Origin of the sequence: Streptococcus sp. HMSC072G04 (assembly GCF_001813295.1) — a bacterium.
GTDB lineage: Bacteria > Bacillota > Bacilli > Lactobacillales > Streptococcaceae > Streptococcus.
Genome location: NZ_KV812016.1, coordinates 314,720 through 332,533 on the forward strand (window position 1 = coordinate 314,720; position 17,814 = coordinate 332,533).

Annotated in this window: 20 protein-coding genes, 1 riboswitch and 1 other annotated feature; of the genes, 18 read left to right on the forward strand and 2 right to left on the reverse strand. The window is 40.6% G+C overall.

Annotated elements, in window-relative coordinates; translation table 11 throughout:
* The first annotated feature begins 2 nt into the window (after positions 1–2).
* Together HMPREF2904_RS04165 and HMPREF2904_RS04170 are read left to right on the forward strand one after the other, a co-directional pair.
* Positions 3–2,528 (forward strand): LTA synthase family protein, encoded by a 2,526-nt coding sequence (locus HMPREF2904_RS04165; RefSeq protein ID WP_070660305.1) that lies wholly within the window; start codon positions 3–5, stop codon positions 2,526–2,528.
* A gap of 94 nt (positions 2,529–2,622) precedes the next feature.
* The gene (locus tag HMPREF2904_RS04170) at positions 2,623–3,099 is read left to right on the forward strand and encodes an EbsA family protein (RefSeq protein WP_014713160.1); all 477 of its coding nucleotides are present in this window, start codon (positions 2,623–2,625) and stop codon (positions 3,097–3,099) included.
* 9 nt (positions 3,100–3,108) lie between these two features.
* On the opposite strand, the gene HMPREF2904_RS11045 is transcribed toward HMPREF2904_RS04170, so the two are convergent.
* A complete protein-coding gene (locus HMPREF2904_RS11045; protein ID WP_071788416.1) occupies positions 3,109–3,306 on the reverse strand; it encodes a ferredoxin in 198 nt (65 codons plus the stop codon).
* A 45-nt stretch (positions 3,307–3,351) separates the two neighbouring features.
* On the opposite strand from HMPREF2904_RS11045, the gene HMPREF2904_RS04175 reads away from it, so the two are divergent.
* The 14 genes from HMPREF2904_RS04175 (at position 3,352) to HMPREF2904_RS04240 (ending at position 14,655) form a co-directional block, all read left to right on the forward strand.
* Entirely contained in the window at positions 3,352–3,807 is a 456-nt protein-coding gene (locus tag HMPREF2904_RS04175) for an SAG1386/EF1546 family surface-associated protein (protein WP_003015783.1), read from the forward strand.
* A gap of 9 nt (positions 3,808–3,816) precedes the next feature.
* Positions 3,817–4,497 carry a (d)CMP kinase gene (gene cmk, locus HMPREF2904_RS04180; protein ID WP_003015791.1) on the forward strand — a complete coding sequence of 227 codons (681 nt, stop codon included), beginning with the start codon at positions 3,817–3,819 and terminating at the stop codon, positions 4,495–4,497.
* 23 nt (positions 4,498–4,520) lie between these two features.
* Positions 4,521–4,649, forward strand: a sequence feature (ribosomal protein L20 leader region).
* 16 nt (positions 4,650–4,665) lie between these two features.
* Positions 4,666–5,196 (forward strand): translation initiation factor IF-3, encoded by a 531-nt coding sequence (infC, locus tag HMPREF2904_RS04185; RefSeq protein ID WP_003003721.1) that lies wholly within the window; start codon positions 4,666–4,668, stop codon positions 5,194–5,196.
* 33 nt (positions 5,197–5,229) lie between these two features.
* Positions 5,230–5,430: a 50S ribosomal protein L35 gene (rpmI, locus tag HMPREF2904_RS04190; protein ID WP_003003453.1), complete on the forward strand. Its 201-nt coding sequence runs from the start codon at positions 5,230–5,232 to the stop codon at positions 5,428–5,430.
* Between the two features lie 49 nt (positions 5,431–5,479).
* Positions 5,480–5,839, forward strand: coding sequence for a 50S ribosomal protein L20 (rplT, locus tag HMPREF2904_RS04195; RefSeq protein WP_000124830.1), 360 nt, complete (start codon positions 5,480–5,482; stop codon positions 5,837–5,839).
* A 104-nt stretch (positions 5,840–5,943) separates the two neighbouring features.
* Complete coding sequence (locus HMPREF2904_RS04200) at positions 5,944–6,411, forward strand: deoxycytidylate deaminase (protein ID WP_100208998.1); 468 nt, start codon at positions 5,944–5,946, stop codon at positions 6,409–6,411.
* Between the two features lie 366 nt (positions 6,412–6,777).
* Positions 6,778–7,968, forward strand: coding sequence for a methionine adenosyltransferase (gene metK, locus HMPREF2904_RS04205; RefSeq protein WP_003015745.1), 1,191 nt, complete (start codon positions 6,778–6,780; stop codon positions 7,966–7,968).
* 190 nt (positions 7,969–8,158) lie between these two features.
* Positions 8,159–9,418 (forward strand): UDP-N-acetylglucosamine 1-carboxyvinyltransferase, encoded by a 1,260-nt coding sequence (locus HMPREF2904_RS04210; protein ID WP_037616817.1) that lies wholly within the window; start codon positions 8,159–8,161, stop codon positions 9,416–9,418.
* 56 nt (positions 9,419–9,474) lie between these two features.
* Positions 9,475–10,026 (forward strand): GNAT family N-acetyltransferase, encoded by a 552-nt coding sequence (locus tag HMPREF2904_RS04215; RefSeq protein WP_070660308.1) that lies wholly within the window; start codon positions 9,475–9,477, stop codon positions 10,024–10,026.
* Positions 10,019–11,296, forward strand: a complete 1,278-nt coding sequence (gene spxR, locus HMPREF2904_RS04220) for a CBS-HotDog domain-containing transcription factor SpxR (RefSeq protein WP_070660311.1) — start codon at positions 10,019–10,021, stop codon at positions 11,294–11,296. The genes HMPREF2904_RS04215 and spxR overlap by 8 nt, the downstream gene beginning before the upstream one ends.
* 21 nt (positions 11,297–11,317) lie before the next feature.
* Positions 11,318–12,178 carry a methionyl aminopeptidase gene (locus HMPREF2904_RS04225; protein WP_003003694.1) on the forward strand — a complete coding sequence of 287 codons (861 nt, stop codon included), beginning with the start codon at positions 11,318–11,320 and terminating at the stop codon, positions 12,176–12,178.
* An 83-nt stretch (positions 12,179–12,261) separates the two neighbouring features.
* Complete coding sequence (locus HMPREF2904_RS04230) at positions 12,262–13,233, forward strand: YihY/virulence factor BrkB family protein (protein ID WP_070660314.1); 972 nt, start codon at positions 12,262–12,264, stop codon at positions 13,231–13,233.
* A 253-nt stretch (positions 13,234–13,486) separates the two neighbouring features.
* The gene (locus HMPREF2904_RS04235) at positions 13,487–13,951 is read left to right on the forward strand and encodes a MarR family winged helix-turn-helix transcriptional regulator (RefSeq protein ID WP_070660317.1); all 465 of its coding nucleotides are present in this window, start codon (positions 13,487–13,489) and stop codon (positions 13,949–13,951) included.
* Positions 13,948–14,655 (forward strand): B3/B4 domain-containing protein, encoded by a 708-nt coding sequence (locus tag HMPREF2904_RS04240; RefSeq protein WP_070660320.1) that lies wholly within the window; start codon positions 13,948–13,950, stop codon positions 14,653–14,655. Before HMPREF2904_RS04235 ends, HMPREF2904_RS04240 begins: the two co-directional genes overlap by 4 nt.
* 24 nt (positions 14,656–14,679) lie before the next feature.
* Here HMPREF2904_RS04240 and HMPREF2904_RS04245 read toward each other — a convergent pair whose 3' ends face one another.
* A complete protein-coding gene (locus HMPREF2904_RS04245) occupies positions 14,680–15,123 on the reverse strand; it encodes a GtrA family protein (RefSeq protein WP_021153029.1) in 444 nt (147 codons plus the stop codon).
* Between the two features lie 28 nt (positions 15,124–15,151).
* Positions 15,152–15,258: riboswitch (PreQ1 riboswitch) on the forward strand.
* Between HMPREF2904_RS04245 and HMPREF2904_RS04250 the strand changes: the two genes are divergently transcribed.
* Both HMPREF2904_RS04250 and ligA read left to right on the forward strand, forming a co-directional pair.
* A complete protein-coding gene (locus tag HMPREF2904_RS04250) occupies positions 15,256–15,765 on the forward strand; it encodes a QueT transporter family protein (protein WP_003006740.1) in 510 nt (169 codons plus the stop codon). (Overlaps the previous riboswitch by 3 nt.)
* Before the next feature lie 85 nt (positions 15,766–15,850).
* Positions 15,851–17,809: an NAD-dependent DNA ligase LigA gene (ligA, locus tag HMPREF2904_RS04255; protein ID WP_070660323.1), complete on the forward strand. Its 1,959-nt coding sequence runs from the start codon at positions 15,851–15,853 to the stop codon at positions 17,807–17,809.
* Positions 17,810–17,814: the final 5 nt, after the last annotated feature.

Consider the following 17,814-nt stretch of genomic DNA (forward strand, 5'->3'; position numbering starts at 1 on the left):
AAATGAAGAGAAAGAGGAAATTAGATTTTAGAGATTTTCTTTTTAAAATTTATAATAAAATAACAAGAACACAAAAGTACTGTATATCTCTCTTTCTTTTATTTTTTATAAGCAATACTTTCTTAACACAAAATTTGATTTCTAAAGAGATCAAATCGACAGGATCTGTATTATTCTTAGTTAATCAGTTTGGTATTTGGTTTGGAATTGCCTTCCTAATTCTGGTTTTACTAATTTCACAATACGCTTTAAAATGGATTTTTTTCCTTAAAATTTTAGTTTCATACGTAATCTATTTAATACTATCATACTCGATTGATATTTCGCTTAATATTAATAATCCTAGTTATAAGATTGATCATTTTGAAAAAAATAATTTTTGGCAATTTAATTCTCTAGTATTTATTTTATCATTGTTAGTGATTTCTTATGTTTTGGGTCAGATCAGAAAATCATATGATAATAAAGCGAATAGAAAAAAATTAGAACCTATTGGGAAAATGTTCGAATATGTCTTACATTCTAGCGTAGTTTGTTCGTTCATTTTTACTGATTCTAAAATTCTTTCTTTTTTGTATCGTACATCATGGTATGTATCTGGAAATTTTGAGAAATTAGGAGCAGGAAAGTATTCCTTGAGCCAATTTTGGATTTTAGAATTTTATTTGCTACTCTTAAGTATTTTCCTGTCTTTAGTTGGCCTGCTTTTTGTCAAAGGACAAGTGGACATAGTAAAAAATAGATCTAGTTTTTCGCTAGCTATATTTACAAGTATTAGTCTTGCGATATTATTTAATGCAGGAATACAATTGGGTCTAGGTCATGGGGAACCTTTGGTTGGATACTCAATATTTCCTGGAGGTGTAATATTTCAGATATTATGTTTATCTTATCTGTTTATTTTCCTATATATAATCTTTAATAGATATTTATTTACGACAATATTGATTTTATTTGGTGGGGTTCTGTTTATTGTTTCTAATGCTATAAAATATGGTATGCGTGCGGAACCAATTTTGCCAAGTGATTTGGTCTGGGTACTTCAACCTTCTGTTTTATTTAGTTTTGTAGATACTTCGGTTTTAGTGACTGTGAGTATTTCCTTAGTTATTTTTACGTTTATCTATATAATAGGACGGAGATATATTTATCCAGGTAGAATTATTCGTGCAACGATCTTAAGATTTGTTTTATTAGGACTTATGCTCTTATTGTCCATTAATGTTTATTCTATTTTTAAAAGAAAAGATAATGGAAAAATTATTGATGATGTTCCGATTATTACCTTGTTAAATAATTTCCAAGATACTAAATGGTTAGGAAATTCCATAAACGCTAGATATCGATCGTTGTCATATGTATGGTTGAATCAGATAACAACAGATCCAATCATACAACCAAAAGGTTACAGTAAGGATAAAATTAAGGAAATTGAGAAGAAATATGATCAAGTAGCTTTTGAAATCAATAAAAATAGAAATGAGTCAATTGAAAATCAAACGATTGTTTATGTTTTAAGCGAGAGTTTTGCTGACCCAGCAAGAATAGAGGGAGTAAATTTATCTAGAAACCCTATACCAAAAATTCAAGAAATTAAGACCAAAGTTACAAGTGGATTAATGCAATCGGATGGTTATGGTGGTGGAACTGCAAATATGGAGTTTCAAACATTGACGGGGTTACCTTTTTATAATATCAATCCTACAGTTTCTGTATTATACTCAGAGGTTGCTCCTAAAATGAGAAGACTAATATCAGTCAGTGATTCATTTAATAATAAAGAAGTTATTCATTTCGAATCTCCAATTAATTATTCTAGAAATGTAATTTACAATAGATTGAAATTCAATAAATTTATAAGTATTGATGATAAAAAGAATTATGATTTAGGTTATCAAGAAGTGCATATAAGTGATGAATCTACGTATAAGGTAGTGTTGAAAGAGATGGATGCTAAAAAGAATCAGTTCTTTTCTGTCATTACAATTCAAAATCACTCCCCATTTATAGCAGGAGAACCTTCAGACTTAACAGCAACAGCCAAAGGATTTTCGGATGATGAAAATACAAAGTTAACAAATTATTCACGTCTTTTAACCTTCACCGACACTGCCACCCAATCCTTCTTGGAAAGTCTTTCTAAAATAGATAAGAAGATTACAGTGGTGTTTTATGGGGATCACTTGCCAGGTCTTTATCCTGAGTCGGCCTTTAAGAATAATCCAGAGAGTCAGTATCAGACAGACTACTTTATTTGGAGTAATTTTGATGCACCCAAATTGAATTATCCTTTGGTCAATTCAAGTGATTTCTCTGCTATGGTCTTTGAACAGACCAATTCAAAAGTTTCGCCTTACTATGCTTTGTTGACAGAAGTGCTGAAAAAAGCAAGTGTCGATAAAAAGGCCTTAGAAGGAGAAGCACAAGAAATTGCAGAGGATTTGAAAATGGTTGAATACGACCTGATTAGTGGGAAAGGTTACCTTTCTAAAGACTTCTTTAAAGTCCCAACTGATAAATCCAATTAAAAGGAGTGCTAGCAGGTAAAAATCTTTGTGATTTTGGCTGTCTGGCTCCCTTTTTTTTGTTTTTTATGCTAAACTATTAGATGGGGGTACGCTCATGATTAAGATATTTGGAAAGGTCCATTATCATTGGCAACCGGACTTATCTATTCTTGTGACTTATTGGTCCATTGCAGTGATTCCGGTCTTTATTGGACTGGCCTTGATGTATGAGAGCTCTAGTGTGCCAACGCTAGTTTTGTTTTCGTTCTTTTTATTTATGGTCTTGCTCGCGATTGGGGTCCATCGTTACTTTACTATTTATGATGATGGGATTTTACGGATTATTACAGCCAATCCTTTTACCCCAATTAAAGTGAAGATCACTTCCATTGAGAAAGTAGAAGTGAATAAGAAGTCCATCAAACTCGTCTTTAATGATGGTTCGCGTAGTCGGACATTCTGTATGCGCAAATGGCCGAAAAAATACTTTATCAATGCACTTGCCTTAAATCCCTATTTTAAGGGGGAAGTAGTTTTGACAGATAACTTTATTCATGTGGACTACTATGAGATGTATTATGCAAACAAATAAAAAGCCCTCTTAATCTTTTAAGAGAGCATGAGTGGGGCATTCTCTGATAGCCTCGAGAACATCGTTTGTGACAGGGACTTCTTTTTCGAGGAGATCGTCCTCTTCGGGAAATTTGACGATACCATTATCATGGTAATCGAACAACTCAGAGTAGGTTTGACAGAGACCGCAAGCGATGCAACGATCTGGAATTAACGTAACTTTCATACTTCTATTGTAATGATTTTTACGAGAAAAAACAAGGAGGAAGTCATGGCAAAAGAACCATGGGAAGAAGACATTTACGATGATGGAGAAGAAACATTGAAAAGAACGAGTAAATTAAATGGAGTGAAGGCTGATCGTCTCTTAACGATTTTGGCGATTATTTTCTTTGTGGTGGTTGTGGCTATGGTGTGTTTGTTGATTTTCCTTTCTACCGGAGGGAGCGACAAATCAAAACAAATGGCTGGTTTCTACAATGGAGAGACTAAGGTTGAACAGACATCATCAGCTCCTGTAGCACAGACGGACCAAGCAGCTACTAAAGATAGTTCAAAAGATGAGAACTCTGAAGAAGGCACGATCACTGTTCAAGCAGGTGAAGGGGAAGCAGCGATCGCTGCGCGTGCTGGTATTTCCATTGCCCAATTGGAACAGTTAAATCCATCCCACATGTCTACAGGATCTTGGTACGCCAATCCTGGTGATGTTGTTAAGATTCAGTAGGAGTAGAGAATGAAACAAATTCAAATTGCTATTGATGGCCCCGCTTCTAGTGGAAAGTCTACGGTTGCAAAAATTATTGCTAAGGATCTGGGTTATACCTATTTGGATACAGGAGCTATGTACCGTGCGGCGACTTACCTAGCTTTGCAAAATAATTTAACAGCTGAACAGGTTGATGACCTCTTAGACCTTTTAGATCAGTATCCAATTAGCTTCGGTCGTTCGGAAGAAGGAGAGCAGCTTGTCTTTGTAGCAGACGTAGATATTACTCACCCGATTCGCGATAACCAAGTGACCAACAATGTTTCATGGGTTGCAGCACTTGCGCCAGTTCGTGAAAAACTTGTCACTCTACAGCAAGCAATTGCAGCAGAGGGGGGCATCGTCATGGATGGTCGTGATATTGGGACCGTCGTTCTTCCACATGCAGAGTTGAAGATCTTTTTGGTCGCTTCTGTTGAGGAGCGGGCAGAACGTCGTTATAAGGAAAATGTTGAAAAGGGCATCACAGCGGATCTTGAATTGTTGAAAAAAGAAATCGCTGAGCGGGACTATAAGGACAGCCACCGTGCCGTTTCTCCTTTGAAACCTGCAGCTGATGCCATTCATTTTGATACGACGGGTGTTGGAATTGCAGACGTTGTTGCATTTATTGAAGAAAAAGCAAAAAAACTTCTTGACAAAGAATAAAAAACTTGATATCATATAAAAGTTGAGAAAAGCAGAAGTGAGAACTTCTCGCCTTGTGACGCAAGTTGCCTGGCCCCTACGGATCAAGTTTCAGTAATGAAATACATCATGTAGTTCGGGCCTGTTTTGCAGGTCCGTTCTTTGTTTTTCTCGAATAATAAAAAAGAGGTGAAAACCATAGCAAAGCAAGACTTATTCATCAATGATGAAATTCGTGTACGTGAAGTTCGCTTAATCGGTCTTGAAGGTGAGCAATTGGGTATCAAACCACTTAGCGAAGCGCAAGCACTTGCGGACGACGCTAATGTTGACTTGGTTCTCATTCAACCTCAAGCTAAACCTCCTGTTGCGAAAATTATGGACTACGGTAAGTTCAAATTTGAGTATCAGAAGAAGCAAAAAGAACAACGCAAAAAACAAAGCGTTGTGACCGTGAAAGAAGTTCGTTTGAGCCCAGTGATTGACAAGGGTGATTTCGATACGAAACTTCGCAATGCTCGCAAATTCCTTGAAAAAGGAAATAAAGTGAAGGTATCCATTCGCTTTAAGGGTCGGATGATTACCCACAAAGAGATTGGTGCTAAAGTTTTAGCCGACTTCGCTGAAGCGACACAAGATGTGGCGATCATCGAACAACGTGCTAAGATGGATGGACGTCAAATGTTCATGCAATTGGCGCCAGCAACTGACAAGAAATAATCTGTCAGAAAGTTAAAAAAAGGAGAAAATATCATGCCAAAACAAAAAACACACCGCGCATCAGCTAAACGTTTCAAACGTACAGGTTCTGGTGGACTTAAACGTTTCCGTGCTTACACTTCTCACCGTTTCCACGGAAAAACTAAGAAACAACGTCGTCATCTTCGTAAAGCATCTATGGTGCATGCAGGAGATTTCAAACGTATCAAAGCAATGCTTACTCGCTTGAAATAATCGCGTATTCGTAAGTAAAGAATTCTAGGAAATATTGGAGGAAATATAAATGGCACGTGTTAAAGGTGGCGTTGTATCACGCAAACGTCGTAAACGTATTCTTAAATTAGCTAAAGGTTACTATGGAGCTAAACATATCTTGTTCCGTACTGCAAAAGAACAAGTAATGAACTCTTACTACTATGCATACCGTGACCGTCGTCAAAAGAAACGTGACTTCCGTAAATTGTGGATCACACGTATCAATGCGGCAGCTCGTTTGAACGGACTTTCATACTCACAATTGATGCATGGTTTGAAATTGGCTGAGATCGAAGTTAACCGTAAAATGCTTGCTGACTTGGCTGTTAACGATGCAGCAGCTTTCACAGCTCTTGCAGATGCAGCTAAAGCAAAACTTGGTAAATAATTTTTATAAGACTGGGAAGATTTTCTCAGTCTTTTTTTCTTGCTGATTTCATGCTATAATGAAATCAATTATAGGAGAAATCATATTAGATGGAGGACCTAAAGGTGACACACAATCGACTAGCATGGGATGAGTATTTTGCAGCACAGGCCTTACTAATTTCAAATCGGGCAACTTGTAATCGCGCTAAGGTTGGGGCTGTACTGGTTAAGGATAATAAGGTCATTGCAACGGGTTATAATGGGTCCGTTTCTGGGACAGATCATTGTCTAGAGGATGGCTGTCTAATGGTCGAGGGGCATTGTGTCCGGACGATTCATGCAGAAGTCAATGCTATTTTGCAAGGTGCTGAACGTGGAATTCCAAAAGGGTTTACAGCTTATGTGACGCATTTTCCTTGTCTCAATTGTACCAAGCAGTTACTCCAAGTTGGTTGCAAGCGGGTGGTATACATTCATCAGTATCGAATTGATGAATATGCCGAGTATCTCTACCGTGAAAAAGAAGTAGAACTGATGCATTTACCGATTGAAGAGGTGAAACAGGCAATTGCAGAGACAGAACTGGTCTAGTTTGTACTTTTTTTGAAGTGAAGACTGATGGATACTGTAATGAGGGGATAGGTATATTTTCAATTCTTCTGGGTAAGTAGAAGAGAAAGGACAGCCTTAATCTTCTTGAATTTAGTTATCGAATTGGAAGGAATTTGTACTACAACCTGTTTTCCTATTCATATTTTTATTGCTAGTAAAGAAATATGTCTGCTACTTTCAGGAGTGATATAGATTGAAACTATATCAACTCCTTTTTTAAAACATAGTCTATTATAGTTGAAATGTGTTATAATGAAGTGTTATATGGTCCCGATAAGGTGATAGTCTTTCTATCAGTGCTTTGTAACTCTATAACGAATATTTATTTTAAGGGGGGACATTTTTATGTCAGAACGTAAACTTTTCACGTCTGAATCAGTATCTGAGGGGCATCCAGATAAGATTGCAGACCAAATTTCAGATGCTATTTTAGATGCTATTTTAGAGCAAGATCCAGAAGCACACGTTGCTGCTGAAACAGCTGTTTATACTGGTTCAGTGCATGTTTTCGGTGAGATTTCAACGACTGCTTATGTGGATATTAACCGTGTGGTTCGTGATACGATTGCAGAGATTGGTTATACCAATACGGAATACGGATTCTCAGCTGAGACGGTAGGAGTACACCCATCTTTGGTGGAACAATCTCCTGATATTGCCCAAGGGGTTAATGAAGCCTTGGAAGTTCGTGGAAATGCGGATCAAGACCCACTCGATTTGATCGGAGCAGGAGACCAAGGTCTTATGTTTGGTTTCGCAGTGGATGAAACTGAAGAACTCATGCCATTGCCAATCTCACTCAGTCACAAGTTGGTTCGTCGTTTGGCTGAACTTCGTAAGTCTGGTGAAATTAGCTATCTTCGTCCAGATGCAAAATCACAAGTCACTGTTGAGTATGATGAAAACGACCGCCCTGTGCGCGTGGATACAGTTGTTATTTCAACTCAACATGATCCAGATGTCAGCAATGAACAAATCCACGAAGATGTGATTAACAAGGTCATCAAAGAAGTGATTCCAGCTTCTTATCTAGATGCTGAGACCAAATTCTTCATCAACCCAACAGGACGCTTTGTTATCGGTGGACCTCAAGGGGACTCAGGTTTGACTGGTCGTAAGATCATCGTGGATACTTATGGTGGTTACTCACGTCACGGTGGTGGTGCCTTCTCTGGTAAGGATGCGACTAAGGTAGACCGTTCGGCTTCTTATGCAGCTCGTTACATTGCCAAAAACATCGTAGCGGCAGGTCTTGCTAAGAAAGCAGAAGTGCAATTAGCTTATGCGATTGGGGTAGCTCAACCTGTTTCTGTTCGTATTGATACCTTCGGTACTGGAACAGTCGCTGAAAGCAAATTAGAAGCTGCAGCGCGTCAAATCTTTGACCTTCGTCCTGCAGGGATTATTCAAATGTTGGATTTGAAACGTCCAATCTACCGTCAAACAGCGGCTTATGGCCATATGGGACGGACGGATATCGACCTTCCATGGGAACGTTTGGATAAGGTAGAAGCCTTGAAAGAAGCTGTAAAATAATTAGTTGAAATGGAAAAGTTAGGGTCAAGATGATCCTAGCTTTTTTTCGTTTTGAAAATTCCTACAGATGGAAAAATAGGTCGATCTGTGGTATAATAGTTAGAGTATTTTAAATACATTGTCCCTTTTATTTCCGTTGAAAAAACGATAGTAAAAGGAAAAAGACTTGAAAGAGCTAATAATTATTAAGATGAAAAAAATTGTAATAAATGGAGGTCGCCCTCTAAAAGGAGAGGTGACCATTAGTGGTGCAAAAAATAGTGTAGTGGCCCTGATTCCTGCAACCATTCTGGCGGACGATATCGTGACCCTCGATGGGGTACCGGATATCTCAGATGTTGCAAGTCTGATTGAAATCATGACCATCATGGGCGCTAAGATCGAACGCAAAGAAGACAGTTTGATCATTGATCCACGTGGGGTGAAGGATATGCCCATGCCATTTGGGAAAATCAATAGCTTACGAGCTTCCTATTATTTCTATGGCAGTTTGTTAGGGCGCTATGGTCAGGCAACTGTTGGACTCCCTGGAGGATGCGATCTCGGCCCACGTCCAATTGATTTGCATTTGAAGGCCTTTGAAGCGATGGGAGCCGCTATGACTATGGATGGCTCTAGTATGAAACTTGCGACAGATGGCAAGCCTCTTCAAGGAGCTAACATCTATATGGATACTGTTAGTGTCGGTGCAACGATTAATACGATTTTGGCAGCGGTCAAAGCTAAAGGTCGGACAGTGATCGAAAATGCTGCGCGGGAACCTGAAATTATCGATGTGGTGACCTTGCTCAACAACATGGGAGCTCATATTCGTGGAGCAGGGACAGATATTATTATCATTGATGGTGTTCCGCATTTGCATGGGACTAGACATCAAGTAATTCCGGATCGCATCGAAGCAGGAACCTATATTGCTCTTGCAGCTGCTATTGGGGAAGGTATCCAGATCAATAATGTCCTGTACGAGCATTTAGAGAGCTATATTGCCAAATTAGAGGAAATGGGTGTGCGCATGACCATTTCTGAAGATAGCATCTTTGTAGAAAAGCAGACGGACTTGAAGGCCATCCAGATCAAAACGTCTCCTTATCCTGGTTTTGCGACTGATTTGCAACAACCGATCACACCTTTGCTCTTAACGGCTGCAGGACGTGGGCGAATCGTTGATACGATTTATGAAAAACGGGTTAACCATGTGCCAGAATTGGCTAAAATGGGGGCTACTATCTTGACTTTGAACGACCACATTATCTATGAAGGGCCAAATCAATTGACGGGATCAAGTGTGAAAGCGACAGATCTTCGAGCTGGTGCGGCTTTAGTGATCGCAGGTCTCATGGCTTCTGGAACAACAGAAATTACAAATGTGGAATACATCCTTCGCGGGTATTCAGATATTATTCATAAATTGACCCAACTTGGAGCAGATATCCAGTTGATCGAAGAGTAGTGATTGAATCTGAGATCTGGTAGTGGTGCCTGGATACATGAACATTGGAGTTTGAAATGAATATTTGGACGCACTTAGCTGCCTATTCACTGATTGAAACACAAAGGTTGTACTTACGACCTTTTCTCTTTGAGGATGCGGAAGATTTTTATAAGATTGCTTCGAATCCTGATAACCTACAATTTATCTTTCCTGCACAAGCTGATCTTGCTGAAACTCAATATGTACTAGCCAACTATTTCATGAAAAATCCTTTGGGGGTTTGGGCGATCTGTGATAAGGAAACCAATCGGATGATCGGCTCCATCAAGTTTGAAAAGTTGGATGAAATCAAGAGTGAGGCTGAATTAGGTTACTTTTTACGTAAAGATTTTTGGGGAAAGGGCCTGATGACAGAAGCAGTCAAAGAACTGGTCAATTTATCGTTTGAGAAATTTCAACTAAAGGAACTTAAGATTGTCACCCATGTTGAAAATATAGGGAGTCAAAAGGTCGCTTTAAAGGCTGGATTTCGTCTCTTTCGTCAATTCAAAGGGAGTGACCGCTATACGCGTAAAATGCGCGATTATTATGATTTCCGCCTAGGTAGAGGGGACTTCTATGAGTAAACACCAAGAGATTTTAGACTATCTCGAAAAATTACCAATTGGGAAACGGGTCAGTGTCCGCAGTATCTCCAATTTTCTGAATGTTAGTGATGGGACGGCCTATCGTGCCATTAAAGAAGCTGAAAATCAAGGATTTGTCGAAACGCGTCCTAGAAGTGGGACCATTCGTGTCAAATCGCAAAAGGCAGTACTAGAGCACTTGACTTATCGGGAAATTTTAGAAATCACTGGATCTGAAATATTAGCAGGTGAGGAAGGTCTCGAAAAAGAATTTAATAAATTTTATATCGGTGCTATGACGGAGAAGCACGTCCTAGACTATGTGTCTGAAGGAGGCCTTTTGATCGTGGGAGACCGCACTAGCATCCAACGATTGGCTCTTAAGCATGACAATGCGGTCTTAGTGACAGGTGGCTTTGAGGTCAGTGAGGATGTGATTGATCTGGCTAATCAGGTAAAAATCCCAGTCATACGAACTTCACACGATACCTATACCGTCGCTACCATGATCAATAAGGCTTTGTCTAACATGCAGATCAAGACGGATATCTTGACAGTAGAACAGGTCTATCGGCCCTTCCATGAATATGGTTATCTTTCAGAGACTGATACGGTAAGAGACTATCTGGATTTGGTTCGAAAAAATCGCTTTAGTCGCTTTCCAGTTGTCAATCAGCACCAGATGGTGGTGGGCGTCGTGACCATGAGAGATGCTGGAGATAAGGCGCCTCAGACGACCCTTGATAAGGTGATGTCACGGACGATCTTTACCACTAAATTGTCTACTAGCATTGCGACGATTAGCCAACGGATGATTGCTGAAGATTATGAGATGATTCCTGTTATTCGCAATAATCAGACCTTGCTGGGTGTTATTACACGTCGAGATGTGATGGATCGGATCAGCAAGGTACAGTTTTCAAGCTTACCAACTTTTAGTGAGCAAATCGGACAAAAGATTCAGACAGAGAACGACCATTACCAATTCACAGTGGAGCCAAGTATGCTGGAGAAAAGCGGTGTTTTGGCCAATGGGGTCATGATCGAAGTGCTGATGAAGGTTATTCGCAAAATGATGCAACACAGTGGGCGTAGCTTGATTGTCGAACAGTTGATCATCAATTTTTTACAGGCTGTACAGGTGGATGATGTGATCCGCATTGAACCCCAACTTGTTCGGCGAACTAGACGTTCGGCCTTGGTTGATTTTAGCTTGTATTTAGATCTGCAGCTAGTCGCGAAAGCAACCATTACGATTAAGATTAATTAAACAAAAAGAAATGAGGAGACAATGATTACATTAAAATCACAACGTGAAATTGAAGCCATGGATCGTGCGGGAGATTTCCTTGCCAGCATCCATATTGGATTGCGTGACTTGATCAAGCCAGGGCTTGACCTTTGGGAAGTAGAAGAATATGTCCGTCGTCGCTGTAAAGAAGCCAATGTCTTGCCGCTTCAGATCGGTGTAGAAGGCAGTCTCATGGATTATCCTTATGCGACTTGCTGTGGTTTGAATGACGAAGTAGCCCATGCTTTTCCACGTCATGTCATTCTCAAAGATGGTGATCTCCTCAAGGTAGACATGGTCTTGTCAGAACCGCTTGATAAATCTGTTTTGGATGTATCGAAATTAGATTTTGATAATGTAGCCCAAGTGAAGAAATACACTGAGTCTTATAGTGGTGGCTTGGCGGACTCTTGCTGGGCTTATGCGGTGGGAAATGTTTCGCAAGAAGTCAAAGATTTGATGGACGTGACCAAAGAATGTCTCTATAAGGGAATTGAAAAAGCGGTCGTAGGTAATCGCTTGGGAGATATTGGCGCAGCGATTCAAGAGTATGCGGAAAGCAAGGGCTATGGCGTTGTGCGTGACTTGGTCGGACACGGTGTCGGGCCTACCATGCATGAAGAACCAATGGTCCCACATTATGGTCGTGCTGGACGCGGTCTTCGCTTACGTGAAGGGATGGTCTTGACTATTGAGCCAATGATCAATACCGGTACTTGGGAGATTGATACAGATATGGAAACTGGTTGGGCCCATAAGACCCTCGACGGTGGACTTTCTTGTCAATACGAGCATCAATTTGTGATTACAAAAGATGGTCCAGTGATCTTGACTAGTCAAGGTGAAGAAGGAACATACTAAAAAATAGAGAGGAAAGAATGGAGCTGAAGGCTAGTGTCTGGTTTCGCTCTTTGCTCTTTTTTAGTAAAATGGGGAGGTGACGAATGAAAAAGGTCCTACAAAAAGTACTGGAACAGCCATTTATAAAGGGCTTCGTGCGGTTTTATCAAAGTGCAGAGTCTGATATCACCAGCATTGCGGTGGCTTATTATTTGCTGATCTCCATTTTCCCTTTGATGCTGATTGCAGCCAATATTTTACCCTACTTTCATATTCGTCCCACTCAGATTCTATTAAGCTTACAAAAAATTTTGCCAGCCTCCTTATATCGAATAGTGGCACAGATGATTTCGAGTGTCTTGACCAAACCTTCGACAGGCTTACTGAGTTTCTCGATTATTTCTGCTTTGTGGATCTTCTCTCAGAGCATTGCCTACCTCCAAAAAGCCTATAACAAGAGTTATGGGGTGGAAAAAGAGCGTGGTATTATCTGGGGGCGACTCTTTAGCTTCCTGATCAGTTTTGCCTTGCAGGGCTTGTTTGGACTCTCGCTCATCCTTTCCATGTTTGGGAAAATGATCGTTCGCTATCTCTATCGGACCTTTTCATTTGATCGGACGATTTATGTGCGCTTACTGAATTTGACAGAGCCGACCATCTATCTCTTGCTTTTTGTTAGTCTGGTCTTGCTCTATTACACCCTTCCAAATGTCAAAATTCCGAAATTTAGATATGTATTGCCAGGGGCGACCTTTGTTGTTGCTGTCCTGTATGCGATCTTGAATATCTTTTGGAAATATGTGGATCGTTATGTGAGTCATTTCTTAGATGCTCGTTTCTTCGGTTCGGTCGTCCTAGCGGTCATCATGTTCTGGTTTATCTTGGTGGCAAAAATCATGATTATTGGTTGTATTTTAAACGCCAGTATCCAATTTGCTAGAGAAGCAAAGTTCCAAACGCGCAGTGGAGAAATTGTCTCTAAGTTAAAATCAGAAGAAGTGGACTTTCGGCATAGAGAAGTTTCACAAAAATTAAAGCGTCGGTTACGCTTGATAAAAAAAGAAAAAACGGAATAAGGGAGAGTGGGACAGAAATCGGTAATTCGTTAGAATTCGATTTCGTCGTCCCACCTCCGCACAGTTGAGTAGGGCTGTAAAAGCTGATGAAATCAGCGTAGTAGAGCCCACTCAACCACTGCGTCTTGCTCGACAATCCAAAAATAATTGAGAGGCTAGGACTTTTGTCCCAGCCTCTTTTTTTCTTATCTATTTTTATTGCATTTGCAACAAAAATGTGTTATGCTATTGTCAATAGGAAAGGAGGAGTGAGATGAGTATTTTGCGCGAGATTGGCATCATTGCGAGAGCACTGGATTCTATAGCAAATATTGAATTTCGAGATTTGGATCTGGCGCGTGGTCAATACCTCTACCTGGTGCGAATTGCCGAGCAACCTGGAATGATTCAGGAAGAACTCTCTGAAGTCTTGAAAGTAGATCGATCCACCGTTGCAAGGTCTGTAAAAAAACTAGAAGAACGAGGACTGATTCAGCAGCGTCCAAGGGGTGAAAACCTTAAAATCAAGGAATGGGAATTAACTGAAAAAGGTAAGCAGATTTACCCCTTCATTTTAGGGGAGCATCTTTACTCTGAAAAAACTGCCTTAAAAGGATTTTCCAAAGAAGAAGTCGCACAGTTAGAGGAGTATCTCATCCGAGTTCGTGAGAATATCACCTTGGATTGGGAGCTAGTCAAAAAAGGTCAAAAAAGAAATTATAGTGAGGTAAAGCAATGAAAGTGACAGTCGATCAAGCATTTTGGGAATTATTTCCAACAGCTAGAATTACAGTGATGTCCTTGTATGGTATTGATAATACAGTAGATGAAGCCAAGGATCCTTATTTCAAAGAATTGTTGGACAAGGGTGCCAAGCGAGCATGGGAATTTATCGATGAAGAAAACTATACCCAGAGTGAATTTGTCCAAGAGTGGCGTCAGGCTTTTAGCAAGTTTAAAACAAAAAAAGGAGCCCGATCTTCCATCGAGGCGCTCTTAAAACGGGTTCATCAGGGACGTGAATTCTATCCGATTAATCCTTTGGTGGATCTTTACAATAGTGTTTCTATGGCTTATGCCCTTCCTTGTGGGGGAGAAGATATGGATAAATTGGTGGGTGGACTCTCTCTAGGACAAGCGAAAGGAGGCGAACCTTTCTTTCCATTAGGTGCTGAAGAAGATGCTCCAGCTTTGGAAGGGGAGATTATCTACTACGACCAAGACGGAGCTGTTTGCCGTTGCTTGAATTGGCGTGAGGCACAAAGAACTATGTTAACAGAAGATACCAAGGACGCTATTTTAGTTATTGAAGCCATCAATGAGGAGCAGGCCAAACGGGCACAAACAGCTATGCAGGAATTGAAAGATCTAGCCAAAGATTATTTTGGGGTTGCAGGCACCATCTATCAATTAAGTGCAGAGCATGCAAGTATAGAAGTTTAAAAGAATAAGGCTGAAACAATCGTTTCAAGCCTTGTTTTTATTTTTAAAGACAAAGAGTTTACTAAATACGTAATTGAGGACTACAATGGCCACTTGTGCAAAGAGGGTTTCAATCAGATTGATTTGGCTCTTGTTATTGTGGACGAATTGCCCGATAATTCCTGGGAACTGCTTGACAAAGATTTCGGTCAAGGCCATGTCCAGTATAAAGGTCCCAGAGCGCGCAATTGCAAATCGGATCAAGCGCTGAAACCAGCCCTTTCTTTCTTGCTTAAAGACAATGGTATCGTTGGTCGCAAAGGCAAAGAGGATCCCGGCAATGTTTCCAATTGCGGTCGCTAATCGTTCATCACGAGACACATGATAGATGAAGAGGCGGGTTCCGACGGAAACAATGGTTGTGGCAACTCCAAAAAAGAGATAGGACAAAATCTCATTATCAAAAAATTTTTTAATTAGTGTTTTCATAAATTCAGTCTACCATAAAACCTCAAAATATGCTATACTTGAAAGGTTGAAGAAATCAAACCTTCAACCCTTGGTGCTTAAGATCCTTTCGCCAAGCATATTACACGCGGAAAAACCGCTAAAGGAGAATAAATGAAACAGTTAACTGCTCGTGATATGGCACAAATTGCCATTGTTGCTGCGATTTATATCGTATTGACCATTACCCCACCTCTCAACGCTATGGCCTACTATGGCTATCAATTCCGTGTTTCGGAAATGATGAATTTCTTAGCTTTTTACAATAAGAAGTACTTGATTGCGGTGACGCTTGGTTGTATGATTGCTAACTTATTTAGTTTTGGATGGATCGATGTCTTTGTCGGTGGAGGTTCAACCTTTGTCTTCTTAGGACTTGGACTCATTCTATTTGGTCGATTCAAAAACAAGTTCTTGTTTGACGGTCTTATTCGCTTGGACCATTTCTTGTTTGCGATTTTCTTTTCCATCTCCATGTTTACGATTGCCTTGGAACTTTATTACCTTCAAGGCCAACCATTCTTCTATAACTGGTTGACCATGGGATTGGGTGAATTTGCATCCTTGATTTTTGGAGCGATTGTGATCAATCAACTTTCTAAACGGATCGATTTTACAAAATAAGAAAAGGGAGCTTTGGCTCCTTTTTTTAATGCTAAGAATGCAGTAAATTCAAGGCTAAATTAAGATTTTATGATAAAATAAGAACATGAAAACCAGAATGAAAGAATTAGTGGAATTACTCAATCGATATGCTTACGAGTATTACACAAAAGACGCTCCATCTGTTTCAGATAGTGAATATGATCAATTATATCGGGAGTTGGTGGAACTAGAAACCGCTCATCCTGATGAGATCTTACCAGAGAGTCCAACTCACCGTGTAGGTGGGGTGGTTTTAAAAGGCTTTACCAAATACCAGCACCAGTATCCCCTTTATAGTTTGCAGGATGCTTTTTCGCGTGAAGAATTAGAAGCCTTTGATCAGCGTGTCCGTAAGGAATTTCCTTCTATCAGCTATGTATGTGAGCTGAAAATCGATGGCTTGTCCATTTCCCTCACCTATGAAAATGGAGTCCTCGTAACGGGGGCGACACGTGGGGATGGTTCTGTCGGTGAGGATATTACAGAGAACCTCAAGCGGGTCAAGGACATTCCTTTAGTGTTACCAGAGCCAGTGAACATTACAGTTCGAGGCGAGTGCTATATGCCACGGGCTTCCTTTGATCGGGTCAATCAGATCCGTCAAGAAAACGGCGAGCCAGAGTTTGCTAATCCACGAAATGCTGCTGCAGGAACGCTTCGCCAATTGGATACGAAAATCGTGGCCAAGCGAAATCTCGCAACCTTCTTGTATCAAGAAGTGAGTCCAACTGATCAAAGCAGTCAGGAAGGCGTGCTTGAGAAATTAGCCCGCTTAGGCTTTGTCGTGAACCAAGAGCGAGTGCTGGCTGAGGATATGGAGCAAATTTGGGACTTCATCCAAAAAGTAGCTCAGCTTCGAGAGGATCTTCCCTACGATATCGATGGGATCGTCATCAAGGTCAATGACCTAGCTGTTCAAGAAGAACTAGGCTTTACCGTAAAAGCTCCTAAATGGGCTGTCGCCTATAAGTTTCCAGCTGAAGAAAAAGAAGCGAAAATCTTATCGGTGGATTGGACGGTTGGACGGACCGGAGTTGTGACCCCAACTGCCAATCTAACTCCAGTCCAGCTAGCCGGAACCACTGTTAGTCGGGCAACCTTGCACAATGTGGACTATATTGCTGAAAAAGACATTCATCAGGATGATACCGTCATTGTCTACAAGGCGGGTGATATCATTCCTGCGGTCTTGCGTGTTGCCAAAGATAAGCGAGTCTCTGATCAAGCATTAGCCATTCCAACTCAATGTCCTAGTTGCCAGAGTGAGTTGCTTCATTTCGAGGATGAGGTGGCCCTTCGCTGTATCAATCCACTCTGTCCAGCACAGATTAAGGAAGGATTGAACCACTTTGCCAGCCGGGATGCTATGAATATCACAGGCTTGGGTCCAGCTGTTGTAGAGAAACTCTTTGCAGCTCAGTTAGTAGAGGATGTGGCAGGGATCTATCGCCTAAACGTAGAGGATCTATTGACCTTAGAAGGCTTTAAAGAAAAATCTGCTGAAAAACTCCATGAAGCCATTCAAGCTTCAAAAGAGAATTCAGCTGAGAAGTTACTCTTTGGTTTGGGGATCCGCCATGTCGGTAGCAAGGTTAGTCAAATCTTGCTCCAAGAATTCCATGGCCTCGATCAATTGGCTACAGCTGATCCAGAACGGATTGCCAGCATTGACAGTCTCGGTATGGTCGTGGCTGAAAGCCTCAAGCGTTATTTTGCACAAGAAGGATCCAAGCGCCTATTGCAAGAGCTTAAAGAAGCTGGTGTCAATATGGCTTATCTTGGTGAGAAAGTCGCTGCTGATGCGGCCCTATCAGGAATGACAGTTGTTTTGACTGGGAAGCTAGAACGACTCACTCGTTCAGAAGCCAAGGCGAAATTAGAAAGTCTAGGCGCTAAGGTAACTGGATCGGTTTCCAAAAAAACAGATTTAGTCGTTGCAGGTAGTGACGCTGGTAGCAAGTTAACCAAAGCACAAGAATTAGGAATCCAGGTAGAAGATGAGGCCTGGCTTGAAAGTTTGTAGAGGAT